We start from the raw sequence: 25,652 nt of genomic DNA, 5'->3' as shown, positions 1-25,652 counted from the left end.
AAGGGGCAGAAAACGCTTTTGTTTCAGCTAGTTAGAATCCCGTGCGGTGGCGGATGCATCCATTTTGAGCAGCGTGATTGCTTAAACAATAATCACACTGACTAGAAAATAGGCTGCACCTTAACAACATCTTCCGCTCGGTGAAAAACAGGATGAACGGGAGCATTTGAGCCGAGATTGACACCAAGCGCCATGCCCGCGACAACGCCTGCGACGATTTGTATGAAAAAGGCGAGGGCGGCGCGAATGCGGGCGGCGAACAGCGTATTTTCAGGGCTGGGCACGACGATTTTCACGGTCATGTCGGCGCTCGCGACCGAGCATGGCGCCATCAATCTCGGCCAGGGCTTCCCGGATGACGAGGGGCCGGATGATGTCCGCGCCGCCGCCGCGAAGGCCATCATGGAAGGGCCGAACCAGTATCCGCCCATGATGGGCGTTCCAGCCCTCCGCCAGGCCGTCGCCGCGGCCAACAAGCGTTTTTACGGCCTTGAGGTCGACTGGCAGACGGAGGTCATGGTCACATCCGGCGCAACCGAGGCGCTCACCGACTGCCTGATGGCCCTGCTCAATCCGAGTGACGAAGCCATCCTCATCGAACCCGCCTATGACAGCTACAAGCCGATTATCGAGGCGGCCGGCGCAAAGGTAGTCACGGTGGCCCTGCAGCCGCCGCATTGGTCGCTGCCGCTGGAAGAGCTTGCGGCCGCCTTCTCGGACAAGACCAAGCTGATCGTCCTCAACACGCCGATGAACCCTATCGGCAAGGTCTTCACCCGCGCCGAACTGGAAGCCGTTGCCGCGCTCCTCATCCGTCACGATTCTTATGCGCTCTGCGACGAGGTCTATGAGCATCTCGTCTTCTCCGGCCACGAGCACATTCCGCTCATGACGCTGCCCGGCATGCGCGAGCGCGCCCTCCGCGTCGGCTCGGCAGGCAAGACCTTTTCCCTCACCGGCTGGAAGATCGGCTACGTCACCGCGCCCGCGCATCTTATGTCGACGGTCGCGAAGACCCACCAGTTCGTCACCTTCACCACGCCCCCCGCGCTGCAATCCGCCGTGGCTTTCGGCCTCGGCAAGGACGACGCCTATTTCGCCGGCCTTGCCTCCTCGCTGGAGGCAAAACGCGATCTGCTGGCAAAGGGGCTGAAGGACGCAGGCTTCGATGTTCTTCCGGCCGACGGTACCTATTTCATCTCGGCGGATTTCCGTCCCCTCGGTTTCAACGGCACCGACGAAGAGTTCTGCCGCGAGATCACGGTGAAGGCGAAGGTCGCCGCCATCCCGCTCTCGTCCTTCTACACGCCGAACGCCTCCCACGCCCCGCGCCACCTCGCCCGCTTCTGTTTCTGCAAGCAGGACGCGATCCTGACGGAAGCGAGCGCGCGGCTTCTTTCATACGCGAAAGGACGGAGCGCGTGACGCTCACCGCCCACCGCCGCTCCGCCGCCTCCGGCAAGGCGGAATGGCTTGTCGTTTTCCTTCACGGCTACGGTTCCGCAGGCGCAGAACTTATGAGCTTCGCCGACTACTGGCAGTCCTCCATGCCGAACGTCGCCTTCGTCGCGCCGGATGGTCCGCAGGCCACGAAAGACGGCGGCTTTCAATGGATCGGCAAACGCCCCGGCACCGATCCGCGCCTCTATGACGACGCGGTGGAAGCCGCGCCCCTTCTCCACACCTTCATCGACGCCGAACTTGCGCGCGAAAATCTCGGGCCGGACCGCCTCACGCTTGTCGGATTCAGCCAGGGAACAGTGATGGCACTGCATCTCGGCCTCCGCCGCGCCGCGGCCCCCGCTGCCGTGCTCGGCTACTCCGGCGGTCTCGTCGGTGCCGACAAGCTGAAAGACGAAATCGCCTCGAAGCCGCCCGTCATGCTGGTCCATGGCGAACAGGATGCGCTCGCGCCGGTCTACGGCATGATGGCCTCGGTAAAGGCGCTTTCGGCCGCAGGAATTGTTTGCCAGGGCGTGCCGCTCCCGAACCTCGGCCACGAGGTCAATGCCGACGCCCTCATCTACGGCGCACGCTTCCTCCTCTCCGCCTTTGCTTTCCGCCAGAAGCACGGCGTGCCGGAAAGCTGACGCAGCGGCAGGGCGCTCCCCGCGCACTCGCTGGACAGGCCGCCGTCAACGGTTATTCTCTGCGCCAATGGTTAGCATCACGAACTAAAAAATCTCAGGGAGTTCATTCATGTCCGACATCAAGCTCGACGACCGCATGCCGGTCCTGGTGGGCTGCGGCCAGCTCGTCCAGAAGGAAAAGGATGTCGAGAAGGCGAAGTCGCCCATGCATCTGATGGAAGATGCCGCCCGCGCCGCTGCGTCGGATGCCGGTCTTGGCGACAAACTCTGGCCGATCGTCGACAATGTCACCGTCGTCCGCTTCATCACCGACAGCCCGGATTCCGGCAAGCTTCCTTTCGGCCGCTACCCGAATGCGCCGAAAACACTCTCCAACATGCTGGGCGCAAATCCAGCAAGGAATTGCTACGGCCCCACCGGCGGCAACACGCCGCAAATGCTGGTGAACCACACCGCGGAATTGATTGCCAACGGCGAAACGGAAGTCGCTCTCGTCGCGGGCTCGGAATGTTTCGGCACCATGATGCGCGCGCTGGGGCAGGGCAAGATGCTCCCCTGGAACGACGATCCGGGTGGCGAGCGCATCGACATCGGCGTCGAGAAGGCCGGCGTCACGGATGTCGAAAAGCGCCACAAGCTGCAATTCCCCGTGAACATCTACCCGATGTTCGAAAATGCCATTCGCGGTGCGGCCGGCCGCAGCGTGAAGGATCACCAGCTCGCCATCGGCAAACTCATGGCCCCCTTCACCGAAGTAGCGGCGAAGCACCCGCAGGCCTGGTTTCCCGTCGCCCGCACTGCCGAGGAAATCGCGACGCCGACCGACGACAACCGCTATGTGGGTTTTCCGTACACGAAGTATATGAACGCCATCATGCAGGTCGACCAGGCCGCCGCCGTGGTGATGATGTCGGTGAAGAAGGCGCGAGAGCTCGGCATCCCGCAATCGAAATGGGTCTTCCTCCACGGTTGCGCCGATGCGAACGATCTCTGGTATCCGACCGAGCGCGTGAACTATCACTCCTCGCCCGCTATCCGGATGATGGGCAAAAAGGCCTTCGCCATGTCCGGTTGGAATATCGGCGATATCGATTATTTCGACCTCTATTCCTGCTTCCCTTCCGCCGTGCAGATCGGCCGTCAGGAACTCGGTATCGCGGAAGACGACCCGCGTTCGCTCACCGTCACCGGAGGCCTCCCTTATTTCGGCGGCGCCGGCAACAACTACGTCATGCACTCCATCGCCACCATGATGGACAAGCTCCGCGCGAAGCCGGGCTCGAAAGGCCTCTGCACCTCCAATGGCTGGTACGTCACGAAACACGGCCTGGGCCTCTATTCCACGACCCCGCGCGAGGGCAAATGGGAGCGTGAAAAGCCCGCTGCCTACCAGGCCGAAATAGATGCCGAAAAGCACCCGAAAGTGGACGAAAAGCCCAGCGGCAAGGCCCGGATCGAGACCTATACGGTTGTCCATGGCCGCGGCGGCGCGGAGTTCGCTATCGTCTTCGGCCGCCTCGCTGACACGGATGCGCGCTTCGTCGCCCACACGCCGAACGACCCGGCAACGCTGGCGGATATGGTAAAACGGGACCAGCTGGGCCGGACGGGAACAGTTGCCAGCCCGGCCGATGGAAGTGTTAACATATTTACGCCGGAGTGAGATTCGGGCCGGTCCGGGCGGAACCCGATCATGTAGCTTGGCGTTGCTAACTGACTTGCCTGCGGCGGTGGGGCGTCCTTACCACGCCGGTCAGCCAAAAAGCAGCTAACCGTAACTGTTCCGTTGACGATACGATTGGCGTTTCCTAGCGTGACAGAATTGACGCTTCAGAAATGGTCATCCGCCTGCGGAAAAAATTGGGGTCCGCCTTTGAAAAACAACATCTCCTGGCTGGGCGTTTCCGCCCAAGCGTTCGCCGTATGTCTGACTCTCGGTTTTGCTTCGTCCGCCTCGGCGGGTGTCAATGAAGTCAGGGGTGGTTTCTACGCCCATGACATCGCGGGACCGGCGCATGAAGACGATGCGGTGAACATCAACGGTGAAATTCTGTTCGATAGTCCCGATTTTCTGTCTTGGGCTTTCTCTCCGCGCCCTCGCCTTGGTGCCACCTTGAATACGAACGGCGACACAAGCCTCGCTTATCTCGATCTCGGATGGACCATCGACCTTACCGATACACTGTTTCTTGATTTCAGTGTCGGTGGCGCGGTCCATGATGGCGAACTCGATAGCGCCGCCCGGGACGAAAACAGCTATGGCTGCCGGGCGAACTTCCACGAAAGCATTTCGCTTGGCTATCGTATGTCGTCGGCGTGGTCGGTGATGGTCACGGCCGAACACATGTCGAATGCCTGGCTCTGCGAGCCGAATGACGGCATCACCAACGTCGGCGCTCGCGTCGCTTACAGCTTCTGAACCGGTGAACCGCTCCGGCTTCCCGCAATCGGGAGGCCGGAGCCTTCTGCCGCGCTCCTACCAGAGCCAGGTTTCCGGATCGGCTATGGCCTTGCCTTCGCTGGCAAGCATGAAGCCTTTAATGGACCGGATCAAAAACCAGATCACCGTTGCAAGCCCGAGCAGCCAGCCGACCAGCACGATCATGGTAATGCCGCTGATGACGACGAATAGCAGGCCGATCCAGAAAGTGCGGATTTGAAAGGTGAGATGCGAGGCCGCGATTGCGCTCGCCGTGCCGCGCTTCAGATAGGCGAATATGACGCCGGCCAGCGCCGTAATCCCCACCACGACGCTTATGAAGTACAGAATGTAAACAAGCTTGGCCGCATCGAGGTCACCGGGCGCTGGTTGCGCCACCGGTGGCTGGGTATCGGTCATGGAAGCCTCCCTCCTGTGAATCGCATGATCAAGGCTAGCCGCTTGCCCCGCCCCTGACCATCCGCCTTGCATTCCCGACCGGCCTCGCCGACAAACGGTCATCGCAAAACTCATTTGGACCTGAAACATGCCCACCATCTACATGATCCGCCATGGCGAGGCGGCCGCCGGCTGGGACGCCGACACAGATCCCGGGCTGTCGGACAAGGGCCGCGCGCAGGCAGAAGCCGTCGCCCGCGAGATCGAGCAGCGGGTGGGGCGCAAACTCCCGATCCTCTCCTCGCCGCTGCGCCGCTGCAGGGAAACCGCAATGCCGCTCTCCGCGCTCTGGGATTGCGAGCCGGTAATCGAAACGCGCGTTGCGGAAGTGCCGTCGCCCATCGACAATCTCGCTGAACGGGGCGCCTGGCTCCGCCGCCTCATGGCAGGCACATGGGCGGAAGCGCTGACGCCGGAGAATACCGCCGGAGGAAAGATCGATCTCCTCGGCTGGCGCCGCTCCGTCGTCGAAGCGCTGACGGAGCTGCGGGACGACACGGTCATTTTTTCCCACTTCATCGCCATCAACGTCGCCGCAGGCGCCGCGCTCGATGACGACCGCCTCATCTCCTTCCGTCCCGACAATTGCTCGGTGACGGTCTTCGAGACATCGAACGGAAATCTAAAAATGGCGGAACAGGGCAGGGAAGCGGATACCAGGGTGAATTAAGGACTGCTTCCAATCTTCAATTCGTCCATTGGATGCCGCAATCGCGTGGCTATAGTGGCGCCATGATGGCCACTTCCGATTCGTCCGCTCTTCTCACCGTCGCCGAGATGGGCCGCGCCGACGCGCTGACCATCGAACGCGGCACGCCCGGCACGGCCCTTATGGAAAACGCCGGCCGCGCCGTCGCAGAGGCGATTGTCGCGCGCTTCCCTCAGGGCCCTGTCTCCGTTCTCTGCGGTCCCGGCAATAATGGCGGTGATGGCTTTGTCGTCGCGCGCCTGCTGGCGGAGGAGGGCTGGCCGGTTTCGCTCTTCCTTCTCGGCGGCCGCGATCGTTTGAAGGGCGACGCAGCCGAAGCGGCAAACCGCTGGCCGGGAGCTGTCCATCCGCTGTCGGCGGATGCCGGACATGGTGCTTCCCTGGTCGTCGACGCGATCTTCGGCGCTGGCCTATCAAAAGAAGTATCGGGCATTGCCGCCGACGCAATAGCGCGTATCGCCGAACGGCAAACGCCCGTCGTCGCCGTCGATATTCCGACGGGTATTGATGGAGATACGGGGCAGGTAAGGGGCGCTGCTTTCGATGCCGCGCTCACCGTGACTTTCTTCCGCGCCAAGCCGGGTCATCTTCTGCTCCCCGGCCGCCTTCATTGCGGCGAGTTGCAGGTGGCCGATATCGGCATCGCGCCGGATGTACTCGACGAGATTGCCCCGCAAACATTCATCGACAAGCCGCAGCTCTGGTCGTCATCCTTTCCCCGTCCGCGCCTCGACAGCCACAAATACACACGCGGCCATGCCGTCGTCGTCTCGGGCGGTGCCTCGCATACAGGCGCGGCCCGTCTCGCCGCGCGCGGCGCGTTGAGGGCCGGCGCTGGGCTTGTCACACTCGCCTCGCCGCCATCCGCGCTCCTCGTCAATGCGGCGCATCTGACATCGGTCATGCTCCAGCCCTTCGATGGTGCCGACGCTCTCACGACGATCCTTGAGGACAAGCGCAAGAACGCGCTGCTCATCGGCCCCGGCGCGGGAATCGGCGCCCACACGCGCGAAAATGTGCTGGCCGCGCTCCTCTCCGGCGCGGCCATGGTGCTGGACGCGGACGCGCTCACCTCCTTCGCCGAAATCCCGCGCGACCTCTTCGTTGCCATTGCGGGCTACTTCGCGGGTCCCGTCGTCATGACGCCCCACGAGGGCGAGTTCGGGCGTCTCTTCCCCCGGATAGCCGAGGGGGAGGGGAGCAAGCTTGCCCGCGCCCGGGCCGCCGCTGCCGAGGCGTCAGCCATCATCGTGCTCAAGGGCGCCGACACGGTCGTCGCCGCGCCGGACGGCCGGGCCGCCATTGCCATGAATGGTGGTCCCGAGCTTGCTACCGCCGGGTCTGGCGATGTGCTGGGGGGCATCATTCTCGGCCTCCTGGCTCAGGCCATGCCCCCCTTCGAGGCGGCATGCGCAGGCGTCTGGCTCCATGGCGAGGCCGGCTCCTGCTTCGGCCCCGGCCTCATCTCCGAGGATCTGCCCGAGATGCTGCCTGCCGTTCTGAGGGATCTTCTCCCGGTCTTGTGACGCCTTCGGTTCGTCTTTGCGCTTTTACTGGCAATCCCCGGAGGCCCTTGATATAGAGAGCGCCAATTTGGGGAGCGGCTGGATCGTTTCGGGTCTCGCCAGGGCCCAGTTGGCGGGCGTGGCGGAATTGGTAGACGCGCTGGATTTAGGTTCCAGTGCCGCAAGGCGTGGGGGTTCGAGTCCCTCCGCCCGCACCAGCCCGGAGCCCCGGTAAATAACGGCCGACAAATAACGGATTGAATGATGCAGGTCACGGTTACAAACGCGGACGGTCTGAAGCGCGAATTGAAGGTTCAGGTCCCCTCCCAGGAACTTGAAGCCAAACTCGGCGCCAAGTTGGACGAGATGAAAAATCAGGTCCGCCTGAAGGGCTTCCGCCCGGGCAAGGTGCCGGTCAGTCATCTCCGCAAGACCTTCGGCAAGCAGGTCATGGGCGACGTCATCCAGGAAACGGTTGGCGAGTCGAGCCAGCAGGCTCTTCAGGACGAAAGCCTCCGGCCGGCATTCCAGCCCTCCATCGACCTCGAAGGCGAAATTCAGGACGTGCTGGACGGCAAGGCCGACCTCACATTCAAGATGAGCTTTGAAGTCATTCCGGCTTTTGAACTGTCGGACTTTTCAAAGGTTTCGCTCGAACGCCTCACTGCTGAAGTAAAAGATGAGGACATCGACGTCGCGCTGAAGCGCCTCGCCGAGAACCAGAAGAATTTCGAACCGCGTGAAGAGGGTGCCAAGGCCGAAACCGGCGACCTGCTGACGATCGATTTCGTCGGCAAGATCGACGGCGAAGCCTTTGAAGGCGGTTCCGCTGAAGACGCCAATCTGGAAATCGGCTCGGGCCGTTTCATCCCCGGCTTCGAGGAGCAGCTGGTCGGTGTGAAGGTCGGCGACGAGACTCAGGTGAAGGTTGCTTTCCCCGCCGATTACGGCGCCGAGCATCTTGCCGGCAAGGATGCTGTCTTCGACGTCAAGGTGAAGGAAGTGAAGGCGCCCGCCGAAGTAAAGCTCGATGACGAGCTGGCGAAGCGCTTCGGCCTCGAGAGCATGGAGAAGCTGCGCGAGGCGCTTGGCGAGCAGATGAAGGGCGAATATGCCCGGATGTCCCGCATGCACCTGAAGCGCGCCATGCTGGACAAGCTGGACGAGCTGCACAGCTTCGAGCTCCCGCCGACAATGGTCGAGCAGGAGTTCCAGCAGATCTGGCAGCAGTTCGAGCACGAGCTGAGCCACCAGAACAAGACCGCGGCCGATCTCGACGAGCCGGAGGAAGACGTGCGGGCGGAATACCGCAAGATCGCCGAGCGCCGTGTCCGCCTCGGTCTCCTCCTTGCCGAGGTTGGCGAGAAGAACAACATCACCGTGACCGAGCAGGAGCTGAACCAGGCTCTCGCCGAGCGCGCTCGCCAGTTCCCGGGGCAGGAGCAGCAGCTCTATCGCTACTTCCAGCAGAACCCGCAGGCCATTCAGGAACTGCGTGCGCCGATTTTTGAGGACAAGGTCGTCGACTTCATCGCGGAACTCGCGAAGGTCGAGGACAAGGTGGTGAGCCGGGACGAGCTCTTTGCCGATCCCGATGCCGACGAGCACGAGCATCACCATCATGACCACGATCATGATCATGATCACGACCATGACCATGATCACGGCCACGATCACGACCACGGCGACGAGAAGCCGAAGAAGAAGCCTGCCGCAAAGAAGGCTGCCGCCAAGTCGGACGACGGCGAGGCGAAGCCCGCCGCCAAGAAGGCGCCGGCCAAGAAGAAAAAAGAAGACTGAGCGGCTCCTGCAGCCCGCCACGAAGAGGCCCGGAGTTCGCTCCGGGCCTTTTTGTTTTCGCCGCGCCGAATTGAGGCGCAAATGCGACGGGGCGCATTAAGATTTCTTTAGTAAAAAAATTGGGCTGAAGAAGAAAAACCTGTTGCGCGGACTCATGCGTATCTATATCTCCGCGCATCACAAGACGCACACGCACGTGCCGCTGGCCCTTAGTTGGTTTATGCAACGACGGAAGCGTCCTTTTTGGATCACGCCGGTTTGAAAGCCGGGTCTGAAAAAGGGTGTTTACGATGTTCGCTTCCGAGCAGGGCCGCCGTGCCCGTTCGCGCATCTCCATGAAATCCGCCGCGAAGTCGGTTCCCGCCACTAAGCCGGGTGCGCCCGTCAAGTCGGGTCCGCGTCGCAAGCCTCGTCTGCGGCTCGTGCCGAAGGCGGCCGAGCTGCCGCTGGATCGCGGCGGCCTGCCGCCCAAGATCGCGCGCTATCTCGCGACCGCCGATCTGCCGTCGCCTTGCCTCGTTGTCGACGTCGACATCGTCGCCCACAACTTCGGGGAACTGGCCAGCTCGCTTCCCGATGCGCGCATCTTCTATGCCGTGAAGGCGAACCCTGCCGACGAGATCGTCTCCCGCCTCGCGGGCCTCGGCTCGTCCTTCGACACCGCCAGCATGGGCGAGATCGACCTCTGCCTCTCGCACGGGGTTTCGGCCGACCGTCTGTCCTTCGGCAACACGATCAAGAAGGAGCGCGACATCGCGGCTGCCTATGCCAAGGGCGTCCGCATGTTCGCCTTCGACAGCACCGCCGAGCTCGACAAGATCGCGCGCGTCGCTCCGGGATCGAAGGTCTATTGCCGCGTGCTCATGGAATGCGAAGGCGCCGAATGGCCGCTCTCGCGCAAGTTCGGTTGCGAGCCGGCCATGGCCGTTGACCTGCTCGTGCGCGCGAAGGCCCTCGGCCTCGATGCCTATGGCGTGTCGTTCCACGTCGGCTCGCAGCAGACCGATCTCACGCAATACGACAAGGCGCTGGCCCTTTCGCTGTCGCTCTTCCGCGATCTCGAAGCGCGTGGCGTCAAGCTTCGCATGGTCAACATGGGCGGCGGTTTCCCGTCCCGCTACCGCACCGATGTGCCCTCGATCTCCGCCTACGGCGCGGCGATCCGTGAGGCACTTTTGCGACACTTTGGTGACAGTCAGCCGGATGTCATCGTCGAACCGGGCCGCGGCGTCGTCGGCGATGCCGGTGTCATCCAGGCAGAAGTCGTTCTCGTCTCGGAGAAGGGCGGCGACGACGCCCGACGATGGGTCTATCTCGATGCCGGCAAGTTCCACGGCCTCGCCGAAACCATGGACGAGGCGATCAAATACCGCCTCCTGACATCGCGCGATGGCGGCGAGACCTCGCCAGTCGTCCTTGCCGGTCCGACCTGCGACAGTGCCGACATCCTCTACGAGAAGACGGACTATCGTCTCCCGTCGGAGCTGGAGGCTGGCGACAAGGTCTGGATCCTCGCCACGGGCGCCTACACGACGACCTACTCGGCCGTCGCGTTCAATGGCTTCCCGCCGCTGGCAAGCGTCTGCATCTGACAGCGACGGAAATAACCCACACCCTCGTATGAGACGGGCAGCCGGGTTCGCGCATGAACGCGAACCGGCTCGCGCCGTCCACCTTGGAAACGCCGATGAAGATCGTTGTTGAATCTGGCTCACCCACGCCGCAGGTCGAAAGCCTGGTCGCGGACGCCTTCGGCCCCGACCGCTTCGCAAAAGCCGTCTACCGGCTCCGGGACGGCGTCGATGCCGAGGCATCGCTTTCCCTGGTTGCCATCGACAAGGGCAAGGTTGTCGGAACGCTCCGCTTCTGGCCGGTGGAAATCGCCGGTCAAGTACCGGCTCTCCTGCTGGGTCCCCTTGTCACCTGCCCGGAGCGGCAGGGCGAGGGCATCGGCAGCAAGCTCATGCATGAAGGCCTTGCCCGTGCGGCGGCTCAGGGGCATCGGATCGTGGTGTTGGTGGGGGATGAACCCTACTACCGCCGTTTCGGCTTCCACCGGGCCCTGGCGCGCCGCCTGGAGCTGCCTGGCTGGGTCGATCCGGCCCGATTCCTCGCCCGCGAGCTGGCCGCAGGGGCCCTTGCGGGTGTTGGCGGCATGATTGGCCGGCCGGCCGGTGCAGAGCGTGAACAGAAGGCCGGAAGGGCCGCCTGAACGCTGCGGCAAAAGCCCCCGCATCTTGAGGGGGCGAAATCTGCCGCACCTGACCTTATATTGCTCTTGCGCTACAGTTCTGAACCGTCCATTTACCGAATCGAACTATCCCTGTTCCATGCGGTCTCGTGGAATGCGAGGTGTGCCGCGCCGAAAAGGGCGCCGTCGCCTTTCATGCCATGCCGCGGAAACGGGCTGACGCTCAGGAGAGACAATGAAAGACCCCATCGAAACCTACATGAACCTCGTACCGATGGTGGTCGAGCAGACCAATCGTGGCGAGCGGGCATACGATATCTTCTCGCGCCTGCTGAAGGAGCACATCATTTTCGTTGCCGGTCCCGTCGAGGACGGAATGGCGATGCTTGTTACCGCTCAGCTTCTCTTTCTCGAGGCCGAGAATCCGAAAAAGGAAATCTCGATGTACATCAACTCGCCGGGTGGCGTGGTGACATCGGGCCTTGCGATCTACGACACCATGCAGCACATCCGCCCCCCCGTTTCGACGGTTTGCATGGGGCAGGCGGCTTCGATGGGGTCGCTGCTTCTCGCTGCCGGTGAAAAGGGCATGCGCTTCGCTCTGCCGAACGCGCGGATTATGGTCCATCAGCCGTCGGGTGGTTTTCAGGGCCAGGCGAGCGACATCGAGATTCATGCGCGCGAAACGATCGCGATTCGCGAACGGCTAAACAATATCTACTGCAAACACACCGGCCAGAGCCTCAAGGCGGTTGAAGACGCGCTGGAGCGCGACAACTTCATGAGCCCCGAGCGTGCTTTGGAATTCGGAATTATCGACCACGTCGGGGTGGATCGTCCGCCGCTATCCGGTTCGGAAGGCGCCAAAAAAGGCTGAAATAATGCCTTTTTCCCTCGGGCGATGCGCAGCGAGGCAAAACTGAATGCCGTTTGCCTAAGAATCGGGCCGGTATTTCTTCACTTTTCTGCGCCGGAGCGGACGCGGAAGAGCGTTGTACGAAGTAATGAAATGTTGATCCCTCGCCGAATAACATGCTCGTATGTCGAGAAGGTGACTGGCTGAGGCATCCATTTCGCCCCTTCAAACGTAAGGGGAATATGGGTCATCTTGATCCGCCACCGGAAGGCGGGCACGGTTGGTGCATAAGGTTTGGTTGAATGCATCTGTACCGGCCTGTGGGTTACTAAGGAGTTCTTATGAGCAAGGTGAGCGGCGGCGACTCCAAGAACACGCTCTACTGTTCCTTTTGCGGCAAAAGCCAGCATGAGGTGCGGAAGCTGATCGCGGGACCGACCGTCTTTATCTGTGACGAATGCGTCGAACTCTGCATGGACATCATCCGCGAGGAGAACAAGAGCTCGCTGGTGAAGTCGCGTGACGGTGTTCCCTCGCCGCAGGAAATCTGTGGAGTGTTGGACGATTACGTGATTGGGCAGCAGCACGCGAAGCGCGTGCTGTCGGTCGCCGTTCACAACCACTACAAGCGCCTCAACCACGCTGCAAAAAACAACGACGTCGAACTTGCCAAGTCCAACATCCTGCTGATCGGCCCGACCGGTTGCGGCAAGACACTGCTCGCGCAGACGCTTGCCCGTATCCTGGACGTTCCCTTTACGATGGCGGATGCGACGACGCTGACGGAAGCCGGCTATGTCGGTGAGGACGTTGAAAACATCATTCTGAAGCTGCTGCAATCGGCCGACTACAATGTCGAGCGCGCGCAGCGTGGCATCGTTTATATCGACGAAGTCGACAAGATCAGCCGCAAGTCCGATAACCCGTCCATCACGCGTGACGTGTCAGGCGAGGGTGTCCAGCAGGCGCTGTTGAAGATCATGGAAGGCACTGTGGCTTCCGTGCCGCCGCAGGGCGGACGAAAGCATCCGCAGCAGGAATTCCTGCAGGTCGACACGACGAACATCCTGTTCATCTGCGGCGGCGCCTTTGCGGGCCTTGAAAAGATCATCGGTCAGCGCGGCAAGGGCGCAGGCATCGGTTTCGGTGCAAAAGTGCAGTCGGTCGAAGACCGGCGTACCGGCGACATTCTGAAGGACCTGGAGCCGGAAGATCTGTTGAAATTCGGCCTCATCCCCGAATTCGTTGGCCGTATGCCGGTGCTCGCGACGCTGGAAGATCTCGATGAGGAAGCGCTGCTGACCATTCTCACCCAGCCCAAAAACGCGCTGGTAAAGCAGTATGAGCGCCTTTTCGAGATGGAAAATGTGCGGCTCACCTTCTCCGAGGAAGCGCTTCGCGCAGTCTCGCGCAAGGCAATCGAGCGCAAAACGGGTGCCCGCGGCCTCCGCTCGATCCTCGAATCGATCCTGCTCGACACGATGTTCGAGCTGCCGACGCTCGAAGGGGTCGAGGAAGTGGTCATCAGCGCCGAAGTGGTGGAGGGCAAGGCTCGCCCGCTGTATATTTATGCGGAGCGCCAGGGCGACGTCGGGACCGGCGCCTGAGGCATATCCAAAATCGGCATTTTCGAAATCGGAGATGGCCTTGAAAGCACGAGCTTTCAGGGCCATTTTCATTTCAACAGGCACGTCCGCCAGCGATGCGAAGTCGCCGGAGCCGAACAACTACTCCGGTGGACTTTCGTCCAGAACCGTCCGAATTCCGGGCGGCAAGCCCGAATCCCTCTATTCTGAGAGGGACGGCCGGCAACTCAGCATTCATTCAGAATCGAATGCTAGGCTTAAGCATCGCTGCGGGCGGCAGAGAACTAGTGAAAGCAGGTGTGCGACCATGACAGAGAAAGACGATAACAAGCAGGCTCCCGCCGGCGGCTCCGGCAAGGAAGGCGCTTTGGTGCTTCCCGTGCTGCCGCTGCGCGACATCGTGGTCTTCCCGCATATGATCGTGCCGCTTTTTGTCGGTCGCGAGAAGTCCGTGCGTGCGCTTGAAAATGTAATGCAGGACGACAAGCAGATTGTGCTTGTGGCCCAGAAGAATGCTGCCGACGACAATCCGGCTACGGAAGATATTTATGAGATCGGCGCCGTCGGTTCGGTGCTGCAGTTGCTCAAGCTTCCTGACAACACTGTGAAGGTGCTGGTCGAGGGCGTTCGCCGCGCCCGCGTGAAGCGCTATACCGGCAACGAGGAATTCTTCGAAGCCGAAGTGGAACTCATCGACGAGACTGATGCGGACGACGAACAGCTCGAAGGTCTGTCGCGATCCGTCGTGTCGCAGTTCGAAGGCTATGTGAAGCTCAACAAGAAGGTGCCGCCGGAAGTGCTCGGGTCGATCGGTCAGATCGATGACCCGGCCAAGCTCGCCGACACAGTTGCAAGCCACATCAACATCAAGATTCCCGAGAAGCAGGAGCTTCTCGAAATGTCGTCCGTCGCGGAGCGGCTGGAGCGTGTCTACTCGCTTATGGAAGGCGAGATCAGCGTCCTCCAGGTGGAAAAGCGTATCCGCAGCCGCGTCAAGCGTCAGATGGAGAAGACTCAGCGCGAGTACTATCTGAACGAGCAGATGAAGGCCATTCAGAAGGAACTCGGCGACGGCGAGGATGGTAAGGACGAGATGCGCGAGCTCGAAGAGCGCATCCAGAAGACCAAGCTGTCCAAGGAAGCCCATGAAAAGGCCATGGCTGAGCTGAAGAAGCTCAAGCAGATGAGCCCGATGTCGGCCGAAGCGACTGTCGTGCGCAACTATCTCGATTGGCTGCTGTCGGTTCCGTGGAAGAAGCGCAGCCGCGTGAAGAAGGATTTGCTCAGTGCACAACAGATCCTCGATGCCGATCACTACGGCCTCGACAAGGTCAAGGAACGCATCGTCGAATATCTCGCCGTGCAGAGCCGGTCGAACAAGCTGAAGGGGCCGATCCTGTGCCTTGTCGGACCGCCCGGCGTGGGCAAGACCTCGCTCGGCAAGTCGATCGCGCGTGCGACCGGCCGCGACTTCGTGCGCATGTCGCTCGGCGGCGTTCGCGACGAGGCGGAAATCCGTGGTCACCGCCGCACCTATATCGGCTCGATGCCCGGTAAGGTCATCCAGTCGATGAAGAAGGTGAAGCACACGAACCCGCTCTTCCTGCTCGACGAGATCGACAAGATGGGCTCGGACTTCCGTGGCGATCCGTCTTCGGCACTTCTTGAAGTGCTCGACCCGGAGCAGAACGGTTCGTTCGCCGACCATTATCTGGAGGTCGACTACGATCTCTCCGACGTCATGTTCGTGACGACGGCGAACACGCTCAACATCCCTGAGCCGTTGATGGACCGGATGGAGATCATCCGCATCGCCGGTTACACCGAGGATGAGAAGGTCGAAATCTCCCGTCGCCATCTGATCCAGAAGGCGGTTGAGGGACACGGTCTTCGCAAGGGCGAGTGGTCGATCGACGACGAGGCGCTGCGCCATCTCATCCGCGTCTATACGCGGGAGGCGGGCGTCCGCAATCTCGAGCGTGAGTTGAACAATCTCGCCCGAAAGGCGGTGAAGGAAATCCTCACCACGCCGGGCAGGAAGTCGATCAAGCTCACGATGGAGAACATCGCGGATTACGCCGGCGTGCCGAAGTACCGTTACGGCGAAGCCGAAGGCGAGGACCAGGTTGGTATCGTCACCGGTCTCGCATGGACGGAAGTCGGCGGCGAGCTGCTCACCATCGAAGGCGTCATGATGCCCGGCAAGGGCCGCATGACGGTAACGGGCAACCTTCGCGATGTGATGAAGGAGTCGATCTCCGCCGCGAGTTCATTCGTGCGCTCACGGGCGACCCGCTTCGGCATTGAGCCTCCGCTCTTCGACCGCAGGGACATCCACGTCCACGTGCCCGAAGGTGCGACGCCGAAGGATGGTCCGTCCGCCGGCGTGGCCATGACGGTCGCCATCGTCTCTGTCATGACCGGCATCCCCGTCCGCAAGGACGTTGCCATGACGGGCGAAATGACGCTGAGGGGCAGGGTGCTGCCCATTGGCGGCCTGAAGGAGAAGCTCCTTGCGGCCCTTCGTGGCGGCATCAAGAAGGTGCTGATCCCGCAGGACAACGTGAAGGACCTGGCGGACATCCCGGACAACGTGAAGAACAGTCTGGAGCTGGTGCCGGTGAACACGTTGGACGAGGCGATCAAGCATGCGCTGACCCGCGTTCCGGATCCCATTGAGTGGGACGAGGAAGCGTGGCTGGCGGAACAGGCTGCCGCCGGTAAGCGGCAATCCGATACGCCGGAACAGGTTATGGCGCATTAAGCGGCCATTTCAGACGAAAATACGGAAACGGGAGCCCTTCGGCTCCCGTTTTTCGCATCTGCGAAATGTCAATTTTCCGCAGAAATCCTTTGTTTTTACTTTGACCCTCTTCTTGGCAGACAGGTAGACTCTTAACTCTTAGGGGAATCCTCTCGATTCCCGTCATCGCATCCAGAGGGGCCTCACGTGAACAAGAACGATCTCATTGCAGAAGTGGCGGACCGAAGCGGTCTATCGAAGGCCGATGCGACGAAAGCCGTCGATTACGTGTTCGACATCATTACGGACTCGCTGAAAAAGGGCGAAGAGGTCCGGCTGGTAGGCTTCGGGACATTCAATGTTTCGAACCGCGCCGCAACCGAAGGCCGAAACCCGCGTACCGGCGAAACCATCCAGATCCCGGCCTCCAAGCAGCCGAAGTTCAAGGCCGGCAAAGGCCTGAAAGACGCTGTAAACAGCTGATCTTTCCGTAGGGAATTCCAAAAAGGGCCGGCCACCGGAAACGGGAGGCCGGCCTTTTCATTTCCCGGTCTTTTCGTTTCAACGTGCCGTTGCGTCCGTCTCGCTCGCCTCTTCCGGCGCCAGAGCTTCGTCCGAGGCCCGCGGGTCGAGCTCTGTCGGCAGCGGCTGCACCTGGGTAAAAGGCACCGCGACGAAGTCGCTGCGCTGCTCCCCGGTCAGCGCAGGGGCAGAAGTGATCCGGTAGCCGGTATACGCCGCAAAAAGCAGGTGAACTGTCGCCGTTACCAGGAAAATGGAGGCAATGCCGAAAGTCGAAACGCCGATGGACGCCACCGTCGGGCCGATGATCGACCCAATGGAAAAGACGATCAGCAGCCCCCCCGATATCGCCACGAAACTTTCGCTCTGCCCATGGTCGTTCATATGGGCCACACAGACCGAATAGAGCGTCAGGCCGAACACACCAAACAGGAAGCCTGCCAGCATCACCGCCGTCACGCTGCCGCCGCTCCCAGCGATCACCAGGGCAATCTCGCCCAGTGCCGCGCCGATGCTGACGACGACTATGACCCGCCGGCGGTCCATTTGGTCCGAAAGCCGCCCGATCGGCCACTGCGCTATCGCCCCGCCGATGATGGCCGCTGCCATGAAAAGCGAAATGCCGCTCATGTCGAGGCCGCTCTCGCTCGCATAGAGGGGCGCCAGCGTCCAGAACGGTGCATTGGTAAGGCCAACCACGAACGACCCTATCAAGCCCACGGGAGACAGTGCATAGAGCTTCCAGACATCGATCCGCGTGCTCTGGATGGGCATCGGCTGCACTGACGTTGTAAGGGCTACGGGCACCAGCGCCAGCGAAGTGAGGATCGAGCACACGGCGAAAAGGGCAAAGCCGCCCGGGTCCGCCGCGTTGAGCATGAACTGCCCGACAGTCAGCGCCGACAGGTTCACGATCACATAGGTGGAAAAGAAGCGCCCGCGCGTCTCATTCGTGGACTGCTCGTTCAGCCAGCTCTCGATCACCATGTAGAGCCCCGCGAAGCAGAAACCCGTCAGGATGCGCATGAGGCCCCAAATGAACGGATCTGAAGAAAGTGCGTGAATCAGCGGCGCGACGGATGCGAGGCCGCAAAAGGCCGCAAAGCTTCTGATGTGTCCTGCCCGATGCACCACATGCGGCGTCGCCATGCAGCCGACCAGAAAGCCCGCGAAATAGACGCTGCCGATCACGCCCACGGTCGTTATGGCGAAACCGTCTATGCCGGCGCGAATCGGTATGAGCGTGCCAAGCAGGCCATTGCCGATCAGCAGGATTGCCGTAGCCAGCAACAGGGAAAAAACGGGTGCAAGGGTGCGGGGCAACGAAACACCCGATCATTCGTGAACATATGAGGTGGACGTTCAGGATCGCGGGTTTGCGAAAGGATTGCAATGCCCCCATTTGGGTTCCGATTGCAATCGCAAGGCCCATCCGATAGGAGTTTCGGCGGATTGAATGCCGGAATATCCGGCGGGCGGTTAGCTCAGTTGGTAGAGCATCTCGTTTACACCGAGAGGGTCGGCGGTTCGAGCCCGTCACCGCCCACCACGCCTCACGCGTGACCCTTTTGCCGATCTCGCTCTCGCAGCTTCGATGCGCCTTGACAGCGCCGGGACCTTGGCTTACGAGACGCGCACCTTCAGACGGCTCGCCGTCGGCAAAGGGGGTGTAGCTCAGTTGGTTAGAGCGCCGGCCTGTCACGCCGGAGGCCGCGGGTTCGAGTCCCGTCACTCCCGCCATCACTTCCATTATCGCCGGGCCGGCATCGGCCGCGCATCCTCCTTGCGGGGGCTTGCTGTGCGTTATGCGGATGGTGGCGCAAGAGCAGATAAATCAACGGCTTTTTGCTTTGTGAAATCGTTAGCCACCCTTTGATTCTGCAATTGCGAGGGCTATACTGCGCGCCGAATTGGGCGGCCCGGCTATGGATGATTCTCATCCCGTTTCGCGCGCTGGCGCGAGCAACATGGCCGCCCCCGCCGGTGCGTTTTGCGCCGGTACCTTGTGAGGACAAATTCGGATGGAAGACCTGCTGCTCGAGTACCTGCCCATACTGATCTTTATGGGCCTGTCTCTCGTCGTGGGCCTCGCGCTGTTGATTGCGCCTTTCGTGATCGCGCCGAGCAAGCCGGATCCGGAAAAGCTCGCTGCCTATGAATGCGGTTTCGACGCCTTCGACGACGCGCGAATGAAGTTCGACGTGAAATATTATCTGGTCGCCATCCTTTTCATCATTTTCGATCTGGAAGTCGCCTTTCTGTTTCCCTGGGCAGTTTCGCTCGGCGATGTCGGCGGCTTTGGTTTCTGGTCGATGATGGTTTTCCTGGGTGTGCTGACGATTGGCTTTACCTATGAGTGGCGGAAGGGTGCTCTGGAATGGGAGTGACGAACCCCGACAAGGTAATCTCCAACACGCCGGGCGTGGTCGATCCCGCTACGTCGGTTCCGGCTTGGCAGGATGATGCTTTTTTCCGTCAGGCGACGGACCAGCTTGCCGACAAGGGCTTTGTGCTGACGACGGTTGATGATCTCATCAACTGGTCGCGCACCGGCTCGCTGATGTGGATGACCTTCGGTCTCGCCTGCTGCGCGGTCGAGATGATGCAGACCTCGATGCCTCGCTACGATGCCGAACGCTTCGGTGTCGCGCCCCGCGCCAGTCCGCGCCAGTCCGACGTGATGATCGTCGCCGGCACCTTGACGAACAAGATGGCGCCGGCGCTGCGCAAGGTCTATGACCAGATGCCGGAGCCGCGCTATGTGATCTCGATGGGGTCATGTGCGAATGGCGGCGGTTACTACCACTACTCCTATTCCGTGGTGCGCGGCTGCGACCGGATCGTCCCGGTCGACATCTACGTGCCCGGCTGTCCTCCCACCGCCGAGGCGCTGCTTTACGGCATCCTGGCGCTTCAGAAGAAGATCCGTCGGACGGGTACGCTCGACCGCTGATTTTTTACAAAATAGGTGAGCCGCTTCCGCCCGGAAGCAGACCCCGCTCCCGAGTTTCGAGACCGCACCGATGGACGAAAGTCTTGCAGAACTGGGCGAACACATTCTTGGCACGCTCGAAGAGTCCGTGTTGGGATTTCACGTCGCTTTCGGCGAACTCAACGTTCTGGCTCAGGCCCAGTCGATCGCACGGGTCCTGAAGTTCCTGCGCGATGACCCCGCCTGCCGCTTCGGAACGCTTCTGGACATCACGGCCGTCGACTACCCGCAACGTCCGGAGCGGTTCGACGTCGTCTATCATCTCCTGTCGATGCACCAGAACCAGCGCATCCGCGTAACGGTCCGCACCAACGAGGAAACCGCAGTGCCGAGCGTGGTCGCGGTTTATCCCTCCGCTAACTGGTATGAGCGTGAAACCTTCGACATGTACGGGGTGCTCTTTTCCGATCATCCGGACCTTCGCCGCATCCTCACGGACTATGGTTTCAACGGCTATCCGCTCCGCAAGGATTTTCCCCTTACCGGCTATGTCGAAGTGCGCTACGACGACGACGAGAAGCGTGTGGTCTACGAGCCGGTGAAGCTGGTGCAGGAGTTCCGCAACTTCGATTTCATGAGCCCTTGGGAAGGCGCGGAATACCTGCTGCCGGGCGATGAGAAGGCGGAGCACTAGATCATGGCCGAACAGGAACTCCGCAATTATCACCTGAATTTCGGTCCGCAGCATCCGGCCGCGCATGGTGTGCTGCGCCTCGTGCTGGAGCTCGATGGCGAAGTCGTCGAGCGCGTGGACCCGCATATCGGTCTTCTGCACCGTGGCACGGAAAAGCTGATCGAGTACAAGACCTATCTTCAGGCGACCCCATACTTCGACCGGCTCGATTACGTTGCGCCGATGAACCAGGAGCACGCCTTCGTGCTTGCCGCCGAGCGTTTGCTTGGCCTCGAGGTGCCGCGCCGCGCCCAGTTCATCCGCGTCCTCTATTCCGAGATCGGCCGCATCCTCGCGCATTTGCTCAACGTAACGACGCAGGCGATGGACGTCGGCGCGCTCACCCCGCCGCTTTGGGGCTTTGAAGAACGCGAAAAGCTCATGATCTTTTATGAGCGTGCGTCCGGAGCCCGCCTTCACGCAAATTATTTCCGCACGGGCGGTGTGCATCGCGACCTGCCGCCAAAGCTGCTCGAGGATATCTACAATTTTTGCGACCCGTGTTCGCAGGTGCTGGACGATCTCGAAGGTCTCATCACCGACAACCGCATCTTCAAGCAGCGCAACGTCGACATCGGCGTCGTCTCGCAGGAAGAGGCGCTGGAGTGGGGCTTCTCCGGCGTCATGGTGCGCGGCTCAGGCATGGCCTGGGACCTGCGCCGCGCGCAGCCCTATGAGGTTTATTCCGAACTCGATTTCGACATTCCCGTAGGCAAGAACGGCGACTGCTACGATCGCTATCTCTGCCGCATGGAAGAAATGCGCCAGTCCTTGCGCATCATGAAGCAGTGCATCGAGTTGATGCCGGGTGGTCCTGTGCATGTGCTCGATGGCAAGGTCGTGCCGCCGTCGCGCAGCGAGATGAAGCGCTCGATGGAAGCGCTTATTCATCACTTCAAGCTTTATACCGAGGGCTACCACGTGCCCGCCGGCGAGGTTTATGCCGCCGTCGAAGCGCCCAAGGGCGAGTTCGGCGTCTACCTCGTGTCGGATGGTGGTAATAAGCCTTACAAGTGCAAGATCCGTGCTCCCGGCTACGCGCATCTTCAGGCCATGGACCATCTCTGCAAGGGTCACATGCTTGCGGACGTATCGGCCATTCTCGGTTCTATCGACATCGTTTTCGGAGAGGTGGACCGGTGAGCGTACGGCGACTGGATCCCAATCAGCCTGCAAGCTTCGCCTTCACGGCGGAAAATGTGGAATGGGCAAAGCAGCAGATTGCGAAATACCCGGAAGGCAAGCAGGCCTCCGCGATCATTCCGCTTCTCTGGCGCGCGCAGGAGCAGCATGACGGCTGGCTGCCCGAGCCTGCGATCCGCCATGTCGCGGATATGCTCGGCATGGAATATATCCGCGCCATCGAGGTGGCGACCTTCTACACCATGTTCAATCTCTCGCCGGTAGGCGAACACTATGTGCAACTCTGTGGCACGACGCCGTGCTGGTTGCGCGGCGCGGATGAGTTGAAGGAAGTCTGCCGCAAGCATATCGGCCCGGAAGGCACGGTAAGCGCGGATGGAAAATTCTCCTGGCTTGAAGTCGAGTGTCTCGGTGCATGCGTCAATGCGCCGATGGTGCAGATCAATGCCGACTTCTTCGAGGACCTCGATGCGGCGTCGTTCGAGCGTGTCCTCGCCGATCTCCGTTCCGGCAAGGATGTGAAGCCGGGACCGCAAAACGAACGTCACGCGTCCGAGCCTGCGGGCGGGCTCACCAGCCTCACGAATGTCGGGCAGGAAACCGGGACGGGCGGGGGCAACTGATGCTTGAAGATAAAGACCGCATTTTCACCAATCTCTACGGCCTTCAGGACTGGCGCCTCAAGGCGGCGCGCAGCCGTGGCGATTGGGATGGTACCGCCGACATCATCGCGAAGGGCCGCGACTGGATTCTCGATGAGATGAAGAAGTCGGGTCTGCGCGGCCGTGGCGGCGCCGGTTTCCCGACCGGCCTCAAATGGTCCTTCATGCCGAAGGAATCCGACGGCCGCCCGCATTACCTCGTGGTGAACGCCGACGAGTCCGAGCCCGGCACATGCAAGGACCGCGACATCCTGCGACACGATCCGCAGAAGCTCATCGAAGGCTGCCTCATCGCCAGCTTCGCTATGGGTGCCCATGCTTGCTACATCTATGTCCGCGGCGAGTTCATCCGCGAGCGTGAGCAGCTTCAGGCCGCCATTGATGAAGCCTATGAAGCGGGTCTTGTCGGCAAGAATGCCGCCGGCTCCGGCTGGGACTTCGAAATTTATGTGCATCACGGCGCAGGTGCCTATATCTGCGGCGAAGAAACGGCACTGCTCGAAAGCCTCGAAGGCAAGAAGGGCATGCCGCGCCTGAAGCCGCCTTTCCCGGCGAATGTCGGCCTCTACGGCGCTCCCACCACCGTCAACAATGTGGAGTCGATCGCGGTCGCACCGACGATCCTTCGCCGTGGCGCGACCTGGTTCTCCAGTCTCGGTCGGCCGAACAACACGGGTACCAAGCTTTTCTGCATTTCCGGCCATGTAAACCGGCCCTGCAATGTCGAAGAAGAAATGGGCATCCCCCTGCGCGAGCTTCTCGAAAAGCATGCGGGCGGCGTGCGCGGCGGCTGGGACAATCTGCTCGCCGTCATTCCCGGCGGCTCTTCCGTGCCGCTCCTGCCGAAGTCTGTCTGCGATGATGTGCTGATGGATTTCGACTCGCTGAAGAATGTGCAGTCTGGCCTCGGCACCGCCGCTGTCATCGTCATGGATAAATCCACCGACGTCATAAAGGCGATCGCGCGGCTCTCTGCCTTCTACAAGCATGAAAGCTGCGGCCAGTGCACGCCCTGCCGCGAAGGAACAGGCTGGATGTGGCGCGTCATGGAGCGTCTGGTCGCGGGCGACGCCGAAGTTCAGGAAATCGACATGCTGCTCGATGTGACGAAACGCGTCGAAGGGCACACCATCTGCGCCCTGGGCGACGCGGCGGCCTGGCCCGTGCAAGGTCTCATCCGCCACTTCCGGGGCACGATCGAAGAGCGTATAGCATCGAAGCGCGGCGCCGCGCAGGCAGCGGCGGAGTAGGGGCAATGCCGAAACTGATAGTCGACGACATCGAAGTAGAAGTCGAAAACGGCGCCACCGTGCTGCAGGCATGCGAGGAAGCCGGCGCCGAGATTCCGCGCTTCTGCTACCACGAGCGTCTCTCCATCGCGGGCAATTGCCGCATGTGCCTCGTCGAGGTCGAGAAGTCGCCCAAGCCCGTCGCTTCCTGCGCCATGCCTGCCGCCGAAGGCATGGTCGTCCGCACGAAGACCGAACAGGTGAAGCGCGCCCGCGAAGGCGTGATGGAATTCCTCCTCATCAACCACCCGCTGGATTGTCCGATCTGCGATCAGGGCGGCGAATGCGACCTGCAGGATCAGTCGATGGCCTATGGCGTCGACGGGTCGCGCTTTCATGAGAACAAGCGCGCGGTCGAAGAAAAATACATGGGCCCCCTCGTCAAGACCGTGATGACGCGCTGCATCCATTGCACGCGCTGCATTCGCTTCTCGACCGAAGTCGCCGGTGTACCGGAGCTCGGCGCCATTGGCCGTGGCGAGGATATGGAAATCACCACCTATCTCGAGCACGCGCTGACATCCGAGCTTTCCGCCAATGTGGTCGATCTCTGCCCCGTCGGCGCGCTCACCTTCCGCCCCTTCGCCTATACGGCCCGCCCTTGGGAACTCCGCAAGACGGAATCGATCGACGTCATGGATGCCGTCGGCTCCAACATCCGCGTCGATGCGCGCGGCGCCGAAGTCATGCGCATCCTCCCGCGCAACAATGACGACGTGAATGAGGAATGGATCTCGGACAAGACGCGTTTCGTCTGGGACGGCCTGAAGACGCAGCGCCTCGACACGCCTTATGTCCGCGAGAACGGCCGCCTCCGCGCCGCAAGCTGGGATGAGGCCTTCGCCGTCATCGCCGCCCGCCTGAAGGGTGTCGATGGGTCCCGCGTCGCCGCCATCGCGGGCGACCTCGCTTGCGCCGAATCCATGAAGGCGCTGAAGGATCTCTACACCGCCCTCGGCTCGCCCAACATCGATTGCCGCCAGGACGGCGCAAAGCTCGATGCATCTAACCGTGGCAGCTACCTCTTCAACACAACCATTGCCGGTATCGAGGAGGCGGACGCGGTCCTCTTGATCGGCACCGCCCCCCGCAAGGAAGCAGCCATTATCAATGCGCGCATCCTGAAGCGTGCCCGTATGGGCGGCCTCAAGGTCGGCGTCATCGGCCCCCGCGCCGATCTCACCTATGATTACGACTATCTCGGCGCCGGCCCGCAATCGTTGAGTGACCTCGGGTCCTTCGGCGACGTGCTGAAAAATGCCGCCAACCCGATGATCATTGTGGGGCAGGGCGCCCTCACGCGCGCCGATGGCGCGGCCGTGCTTGCCGCCGCGCTCTCGCTCGCTCAATCCGTCGGCGCGGTCCGCGAAGGCTGGAACGGCTTCAACGTCCTCCACACCGCCGCCTCCCGCGTCGCCGGTCTCGATCTCGGTCTTGTGCCGGGCGAGGGCGGCCGCGATGTCGCGGGCATTCTCGATGGCGCCTCGAAAGGCGACATCGAAGTCGTGCATCTCCTCGGCGCCGACGAAATCGACATGTCGCGCCTCGGCTCCGCCTTCGTCATCTATCAGGGAACGCATGGCGATGCCGGCGCGCACCGTGCGGACGTCATCCTGCCGGGCGCCGCCTACACCGAAAAGAATGCGCTCTGGGTAAACACCGAGGGCCGTGTGCAGGCCGGCCGCCGCGCCGTCTTCCCGCCCGGTGCCGCCCGCGAGGACTGGGCGATCCTGCGCGCCCTCTCGGCCGCCCTCGACGCGACGCTCCCCTATAACGACCTCGCCGGTATCCGCGCCGCGATCGAGGCCCAGGCGCCCCATTTCGCGCTGCTGGATATGATCGTCCCGGCCGCAGATTTGCCGCGTCTCGAGTCGGGTGATCTCGATGCCGCCCCGTTTGAAACGCCGGTGCAGGATTTTTATCTGACGAACCCGATCGCGCGGGCAAGCGCCGTCATGGCCGAGTGTTCGGCCGGCCGCGCCGCCGCGCGCGTTCAGGCGGCAGAGTGAGGGT

23 protein-coding genes and 3 tRNA genes are annotated in these 25,652 nt (G+C 61.7%); 23 read left to right on the top strand and 3 right to left on the bottom strand.

Translation table 11 applies throughout. The features are described from left to right. Nucleotides 1–101 precede the first annotated feature (101 nt). Nucleotides 102–302: a hypothetical protein gene (locus PLAV_RS19710; RefSeq protein ID WP_168713152.1), complete on the bottom strand. Its 201-nt coding sequence runs from the start codon at nt 300–302 to the stop codon at nt 102–104. Between PLAV_RS19710 and PLAV_RS16485 the strand changes: the two genes are divergently transcribed. From PLAV_RS16485 to PLAV_RS16470, 4 genes are all read left to right on the top strand, one after another. After that, nucleotides 247–1,425: an aminotransferase gene (locus PLAV_RS16485; RefSeq protein ID WP_012112175.1), complete on the top strand. Its 1,179-nt coding sequence runs from the start codon at nt 247–249 to the stop codon at nt 1,423–1,425. The two genes, PLAV_RS19710 and PLAV_RS16485, sit on opposite strands and share 56 nt — an antisense overlap. Continuing rightward, nucleotides 1,422–2,090: an alpha/beta hydrolase gene (locus tag PLAV_RS16480; protein ID WP_012112174.1), complete on the top strand. Its 669-nt coding sequence runs from the start codon at nt 1,422–1,424 to the stop codon at nt 2,088–2,090. The genes PLAV_RS16485 and PLAV_RS16480 overlap by 4 nt, the downstream gene beginning before the upstream one ends. 109 nt (nt 2,091–2,199) lie before the next feature. Continuing rightward, the gene (locus tag PLAV_RS16475) at nt 2,200–3,753 is read left to right on the top strand and encodes an acetyl-CoA acetyltransferase (protein ID WP_012112173.1); all 1,554 of its coding nucleotides are present in this window, start codon (nt 2,200–2,202) and stop codon (nt 3,751–3,753) included. A 210-nt stretch (nt 3,754–3,963) separates the two neighbouring features. Next, a complete protein-coding gene (locus PLAV_RS16470; protein WP_012112172.1) occupies nt 3,964–4,509 on the top strand; it encodes an acyloxyacyl hydrolase in 546 nt (181 codons plus the stop codon). Nucleotides 4,510–4,566: 57 nt separating this feature from the next. Here PLAV_RS16470 and PLAV_RS16465 read toward each other — a convergent pair whose 3' ends face one another. Next, the gene (locus tag PLAV_RS16465; protein ID WP_012112171.1) at nt 4,567–4,929 is read right to left on the bottom strand and encodes a DUF4870 family protein; all 363 of its coding nucleotides are present in this window, start codon (nt 4,927–4,929) and stop codon (nt 4,567–4,569) included. Between the two features lie 127 nt (nt 4,930–5,056). On the opposite strand from PLAV_RS16465, the gene PLAV_RS16460 reads away from it, so the two are divergent. From PLAV_RS16460 to PLAV_RS16415, 10 genes are all read left to right on the top strand, one after another. Continuing rightward, complete coding sequence (locus PLAV_RS16460) at nt 5,057–5,638, top strand: histidine phosphatase family protein (protein WP_012112170.1); 582 nt, start codon at nt 5,057–5,059, stop codon at nt 5,636–5,638. A gap of 62 nt (nt 5,639–5,700) precedes the next feature. Further along, the gene (locus PLAV_RS16455; RefSeq protein ID WP_245545162.1) at nt 5,701–7,203 is read left to right on the top strand and encodes an NAD(P)H-hydrate dehydratase; all 1,503 of its coding nucleotides are present in this window, start codon (nt 5,701–5,703) and stop codon (nt 7,201–7,203) included. A gap of 112 nt (nt 7,204–7,315) precedes the next feature. Next, nucleotides 7,316–7,400, top strand: a tRNA-Leu gene (locus tag PLAV_RS16450). A gap of 46 nt (nt 7,401–7,446) precedes the next feature. Further along, nucleotides 7,447–8,982, top strand: coding sequence for a trigger factor (gene tig, locus PLAV_RS16445; protein ID WP_041536847.1), 1,536 nt, complete (start codon nt 7,447–7,449; stop codon nt 8,980–8,982). Nucleotides 8,983–9,272: 290 nt separating this feature from the next. Next, nucleotides 9,273–10,574: a type III PLP-dependent enzyme gene (locus PLAV_RS16440; RefSeq protein WP_012112167.1), complete on the top strand. Its 1,302-nt coding sequence runs from the start codon at nt 9,273–9,275 to the stop codon at nt 10,572–10,574. A gap of 95 nt (nt 10,575–10,669) precedes the next feature. After that, nucleotides 10,670–11,194 (top strand): GNAT family N-acetyltransferase, encoded by a 525-nt coding sequence (locus PLAV_RS16435; protein ID WP_168713213.1) that lies wholly within the window; start codon nt 10,670–10,672, stop codon nt 11,192–11,194. A 214-nt stretch (nt 11,195–11,408) separates the two neighbouring features. Then, complete coding sequence (locus PLAV_RS16430) at nt 11,409–12,050, top strand: ATP-dependent Clp protease proteolytic subunit (RefSeq protein ID WP_012112165.1); 642 nt, start codon at nt 11,409–11,411, stop codon at nt 12,048–12,050. 320 nt (nt 12,051–12,370) lie between these two features. Continuing rightward, a complete protein-coding gene (gene clpX, locus PLAV_RS16425) occupies nt 12,371–13,636 on the top strand; it encodes an ATP-dependent Clp protease ATP-binding subunit ClpX (protein WP_012112164.1) in 1,266 nt (421 codons plus the stop codon). Between the two features lie 286 nt (nt 13,637–13,922). After that, nucleotides 13,923–16,379 carry an endopeptidase La gene (gene lon / locus PLAV_RS16420; RefSeq protein WP_012112163.1) on the top strand — a complete coding sequence of 819 codons (2,457 nt, stop codon included), beginning with the start codon at nt 13,923–13,925 and terminating at the stop codon, nt 16,377–16,379. A 186-nt stretch (nt 16,380–16,565) separates the two neighbouring features. Beyond that, nucleotides 16,566–16,841 (top strand): HU family DNA-binding protein, encoded by a 276-nt coding sequence (locus PLAV_RS16415; protein WP_012112162.1) that lies wholly within the window; start codon nt 16,566–16,568, stop codon nt 16,839–16,841. A 78-nt stretch (nt 16,842–16,919) separates the two neighbouring features. Here the strand turns inward: PLAV_RS16415 and PLAV_RS16410 are convergent, their stop codons facing one another. Beyond that, the gene (locus PLAV_RS16410) at nt 16,920–18,203 is read right to left on the bottom strand and encodes an MFS transporter (protein ID WP_012112161.1); all 1,284 of its coding nucleotides are present in this window, start codon (nt 18,201–18,203) and stop codon (nt 16,920–16,922) included. Between the two features lie 150 nt (nt 18,204–18,353). Here PLAV_RS16410 and PLAV_RS16405 point away from each other — a divergent pair. The 9 genes from PLAV_RS16405 to nuoG all read left to right on the top strand — a co-directional run bounded on the left by PLAV_RS16405 (nt 18,354) and on the right by nuoG (nt 25,648). Then, nucleotides 18,354–18,429: transfer RNA gene (locus PLAV_RS16405), tRNA-Val, on the top strand. A gap of 114 nt (nt 18,430–18,543) precedes the next feature. Further along, nucleotides 18,544–18,620 (top strand) — tRNA-Asp (locus tag PLAV_RS16400). Nucleotides 18,621–18,901: 281 nt separating this feature from the next. After that, the gene (locus PLAV_RS16395; protein WP_012112160.1) at nt 18,902–19,267 is read left to right on the top strand and encodes an NADH-quinone oxidoreductase subunit A; all 366 of its coding nucleotides are present in this window, start codon (nt 18,902–18,904) and stop codon (nt 19,265–19,267) included. Further along, nucleotides 19,258–19,833 carry a NuoB/complex I 20 kDa subunit family protein gene (locus PLAV_RS16390; protein WP_012112159.1) on the top strand — a complete coding sequence of 192 codons (576 nt, stop codon included), beginning with the start codon at nt 19,258–19,260 and terminating at the stop codon, nt 19,831–19,833. The genes PLAV_RS16395 and PLAV_RS16390 overlap by 10 nt, the downstream gene beginning before the upstream one ends. Nucleotides 19,834–19,903: 70 nt before the next feature. Continuing rightward, nucleotides 19,904–20,506 carry an NADH-quinone oxidoreductase subunit C gene (locus PLAV_RS19545; RefSeq protein ID WP_012112158.1) on the top strand — a complete coding sequence of 201 codons (603 nt, stop codon included), beginning with the start codon at nt 19,904–19,906 and terminating at the stop codon, nt 20,504–20,506. Between the two features lie 3 nt (nt 20,507–20,509). Beyond that, nucleotides 20,510–21,688 (top strand): NADH-quinone oxidoreductase subunit D, encoded by a 1,179-nt coding sequence (locus tag PLAV_RS16380; RefSeq protein WP_012112157.1) that lies wholly within the window; start codon nt 20,510–20,512, stop codon nt 21,686–21,688. Further along, nucleotides 21,685–22,311, top strand: coding sequence for an NADH-quinone oxidoreductase subunit NuoE (gene nuoE / locus PLAV_RS16375; RefSeq protein ID WP_012112156.1), 627 nt, complete (start codon nt 21,685–21,687; stop codon nt 22,309–22,311). Before PLAV_RS16380 ends, nuoE begins: the two co-directional genes overlap by 4 nt. Then, nucleotides 22,311–23,600, top strand: a complete 1,290-nt coding sequence (gene nuoF / locus PLAV_RS16370) for an NADH-quinone oxidoreductase subunit NuoF (RefSeq protein ID WP_012112155.1) — start codon at nt 22,311–22,313, stop codon at nt 23,598–23,600. The genes nuoE and nuoF overlap by 1 nt, the downstream gene beginning before the upstream one ends. Before the next feature lie 5 nt (nt 23,601–23,605). Then, nucleotides 23,606–25,648: an NADH-quinone oxidoreductase subunit NuoG gene (gene nuoG / locus PLAV_RS16365; protein WP_012112154.1), complete on the top strand. Its 2,043-nt coding sequence runs from the start codon at nt 23,606–23,608 to the stop codon at nt 25,646–25,648. The last annotated feature ends 4 nt before the right edge of the window (nt 25,649–25,652 follow it).

The organism is Parvibaculum lavamentivorans DS-1 (assembly GCF_000017565.1).
Classification (GTDB): domain Bacteria; phylum Pseudomonadota; class Alphaproteobacteria; order Parvibaculales; family Parvibaculaceae; genus Parvibaculum; species Parvibaculum lavamentivorans.
This window is presented reverse-complemented; position numbering and strand designations above follow the sequence as displayed.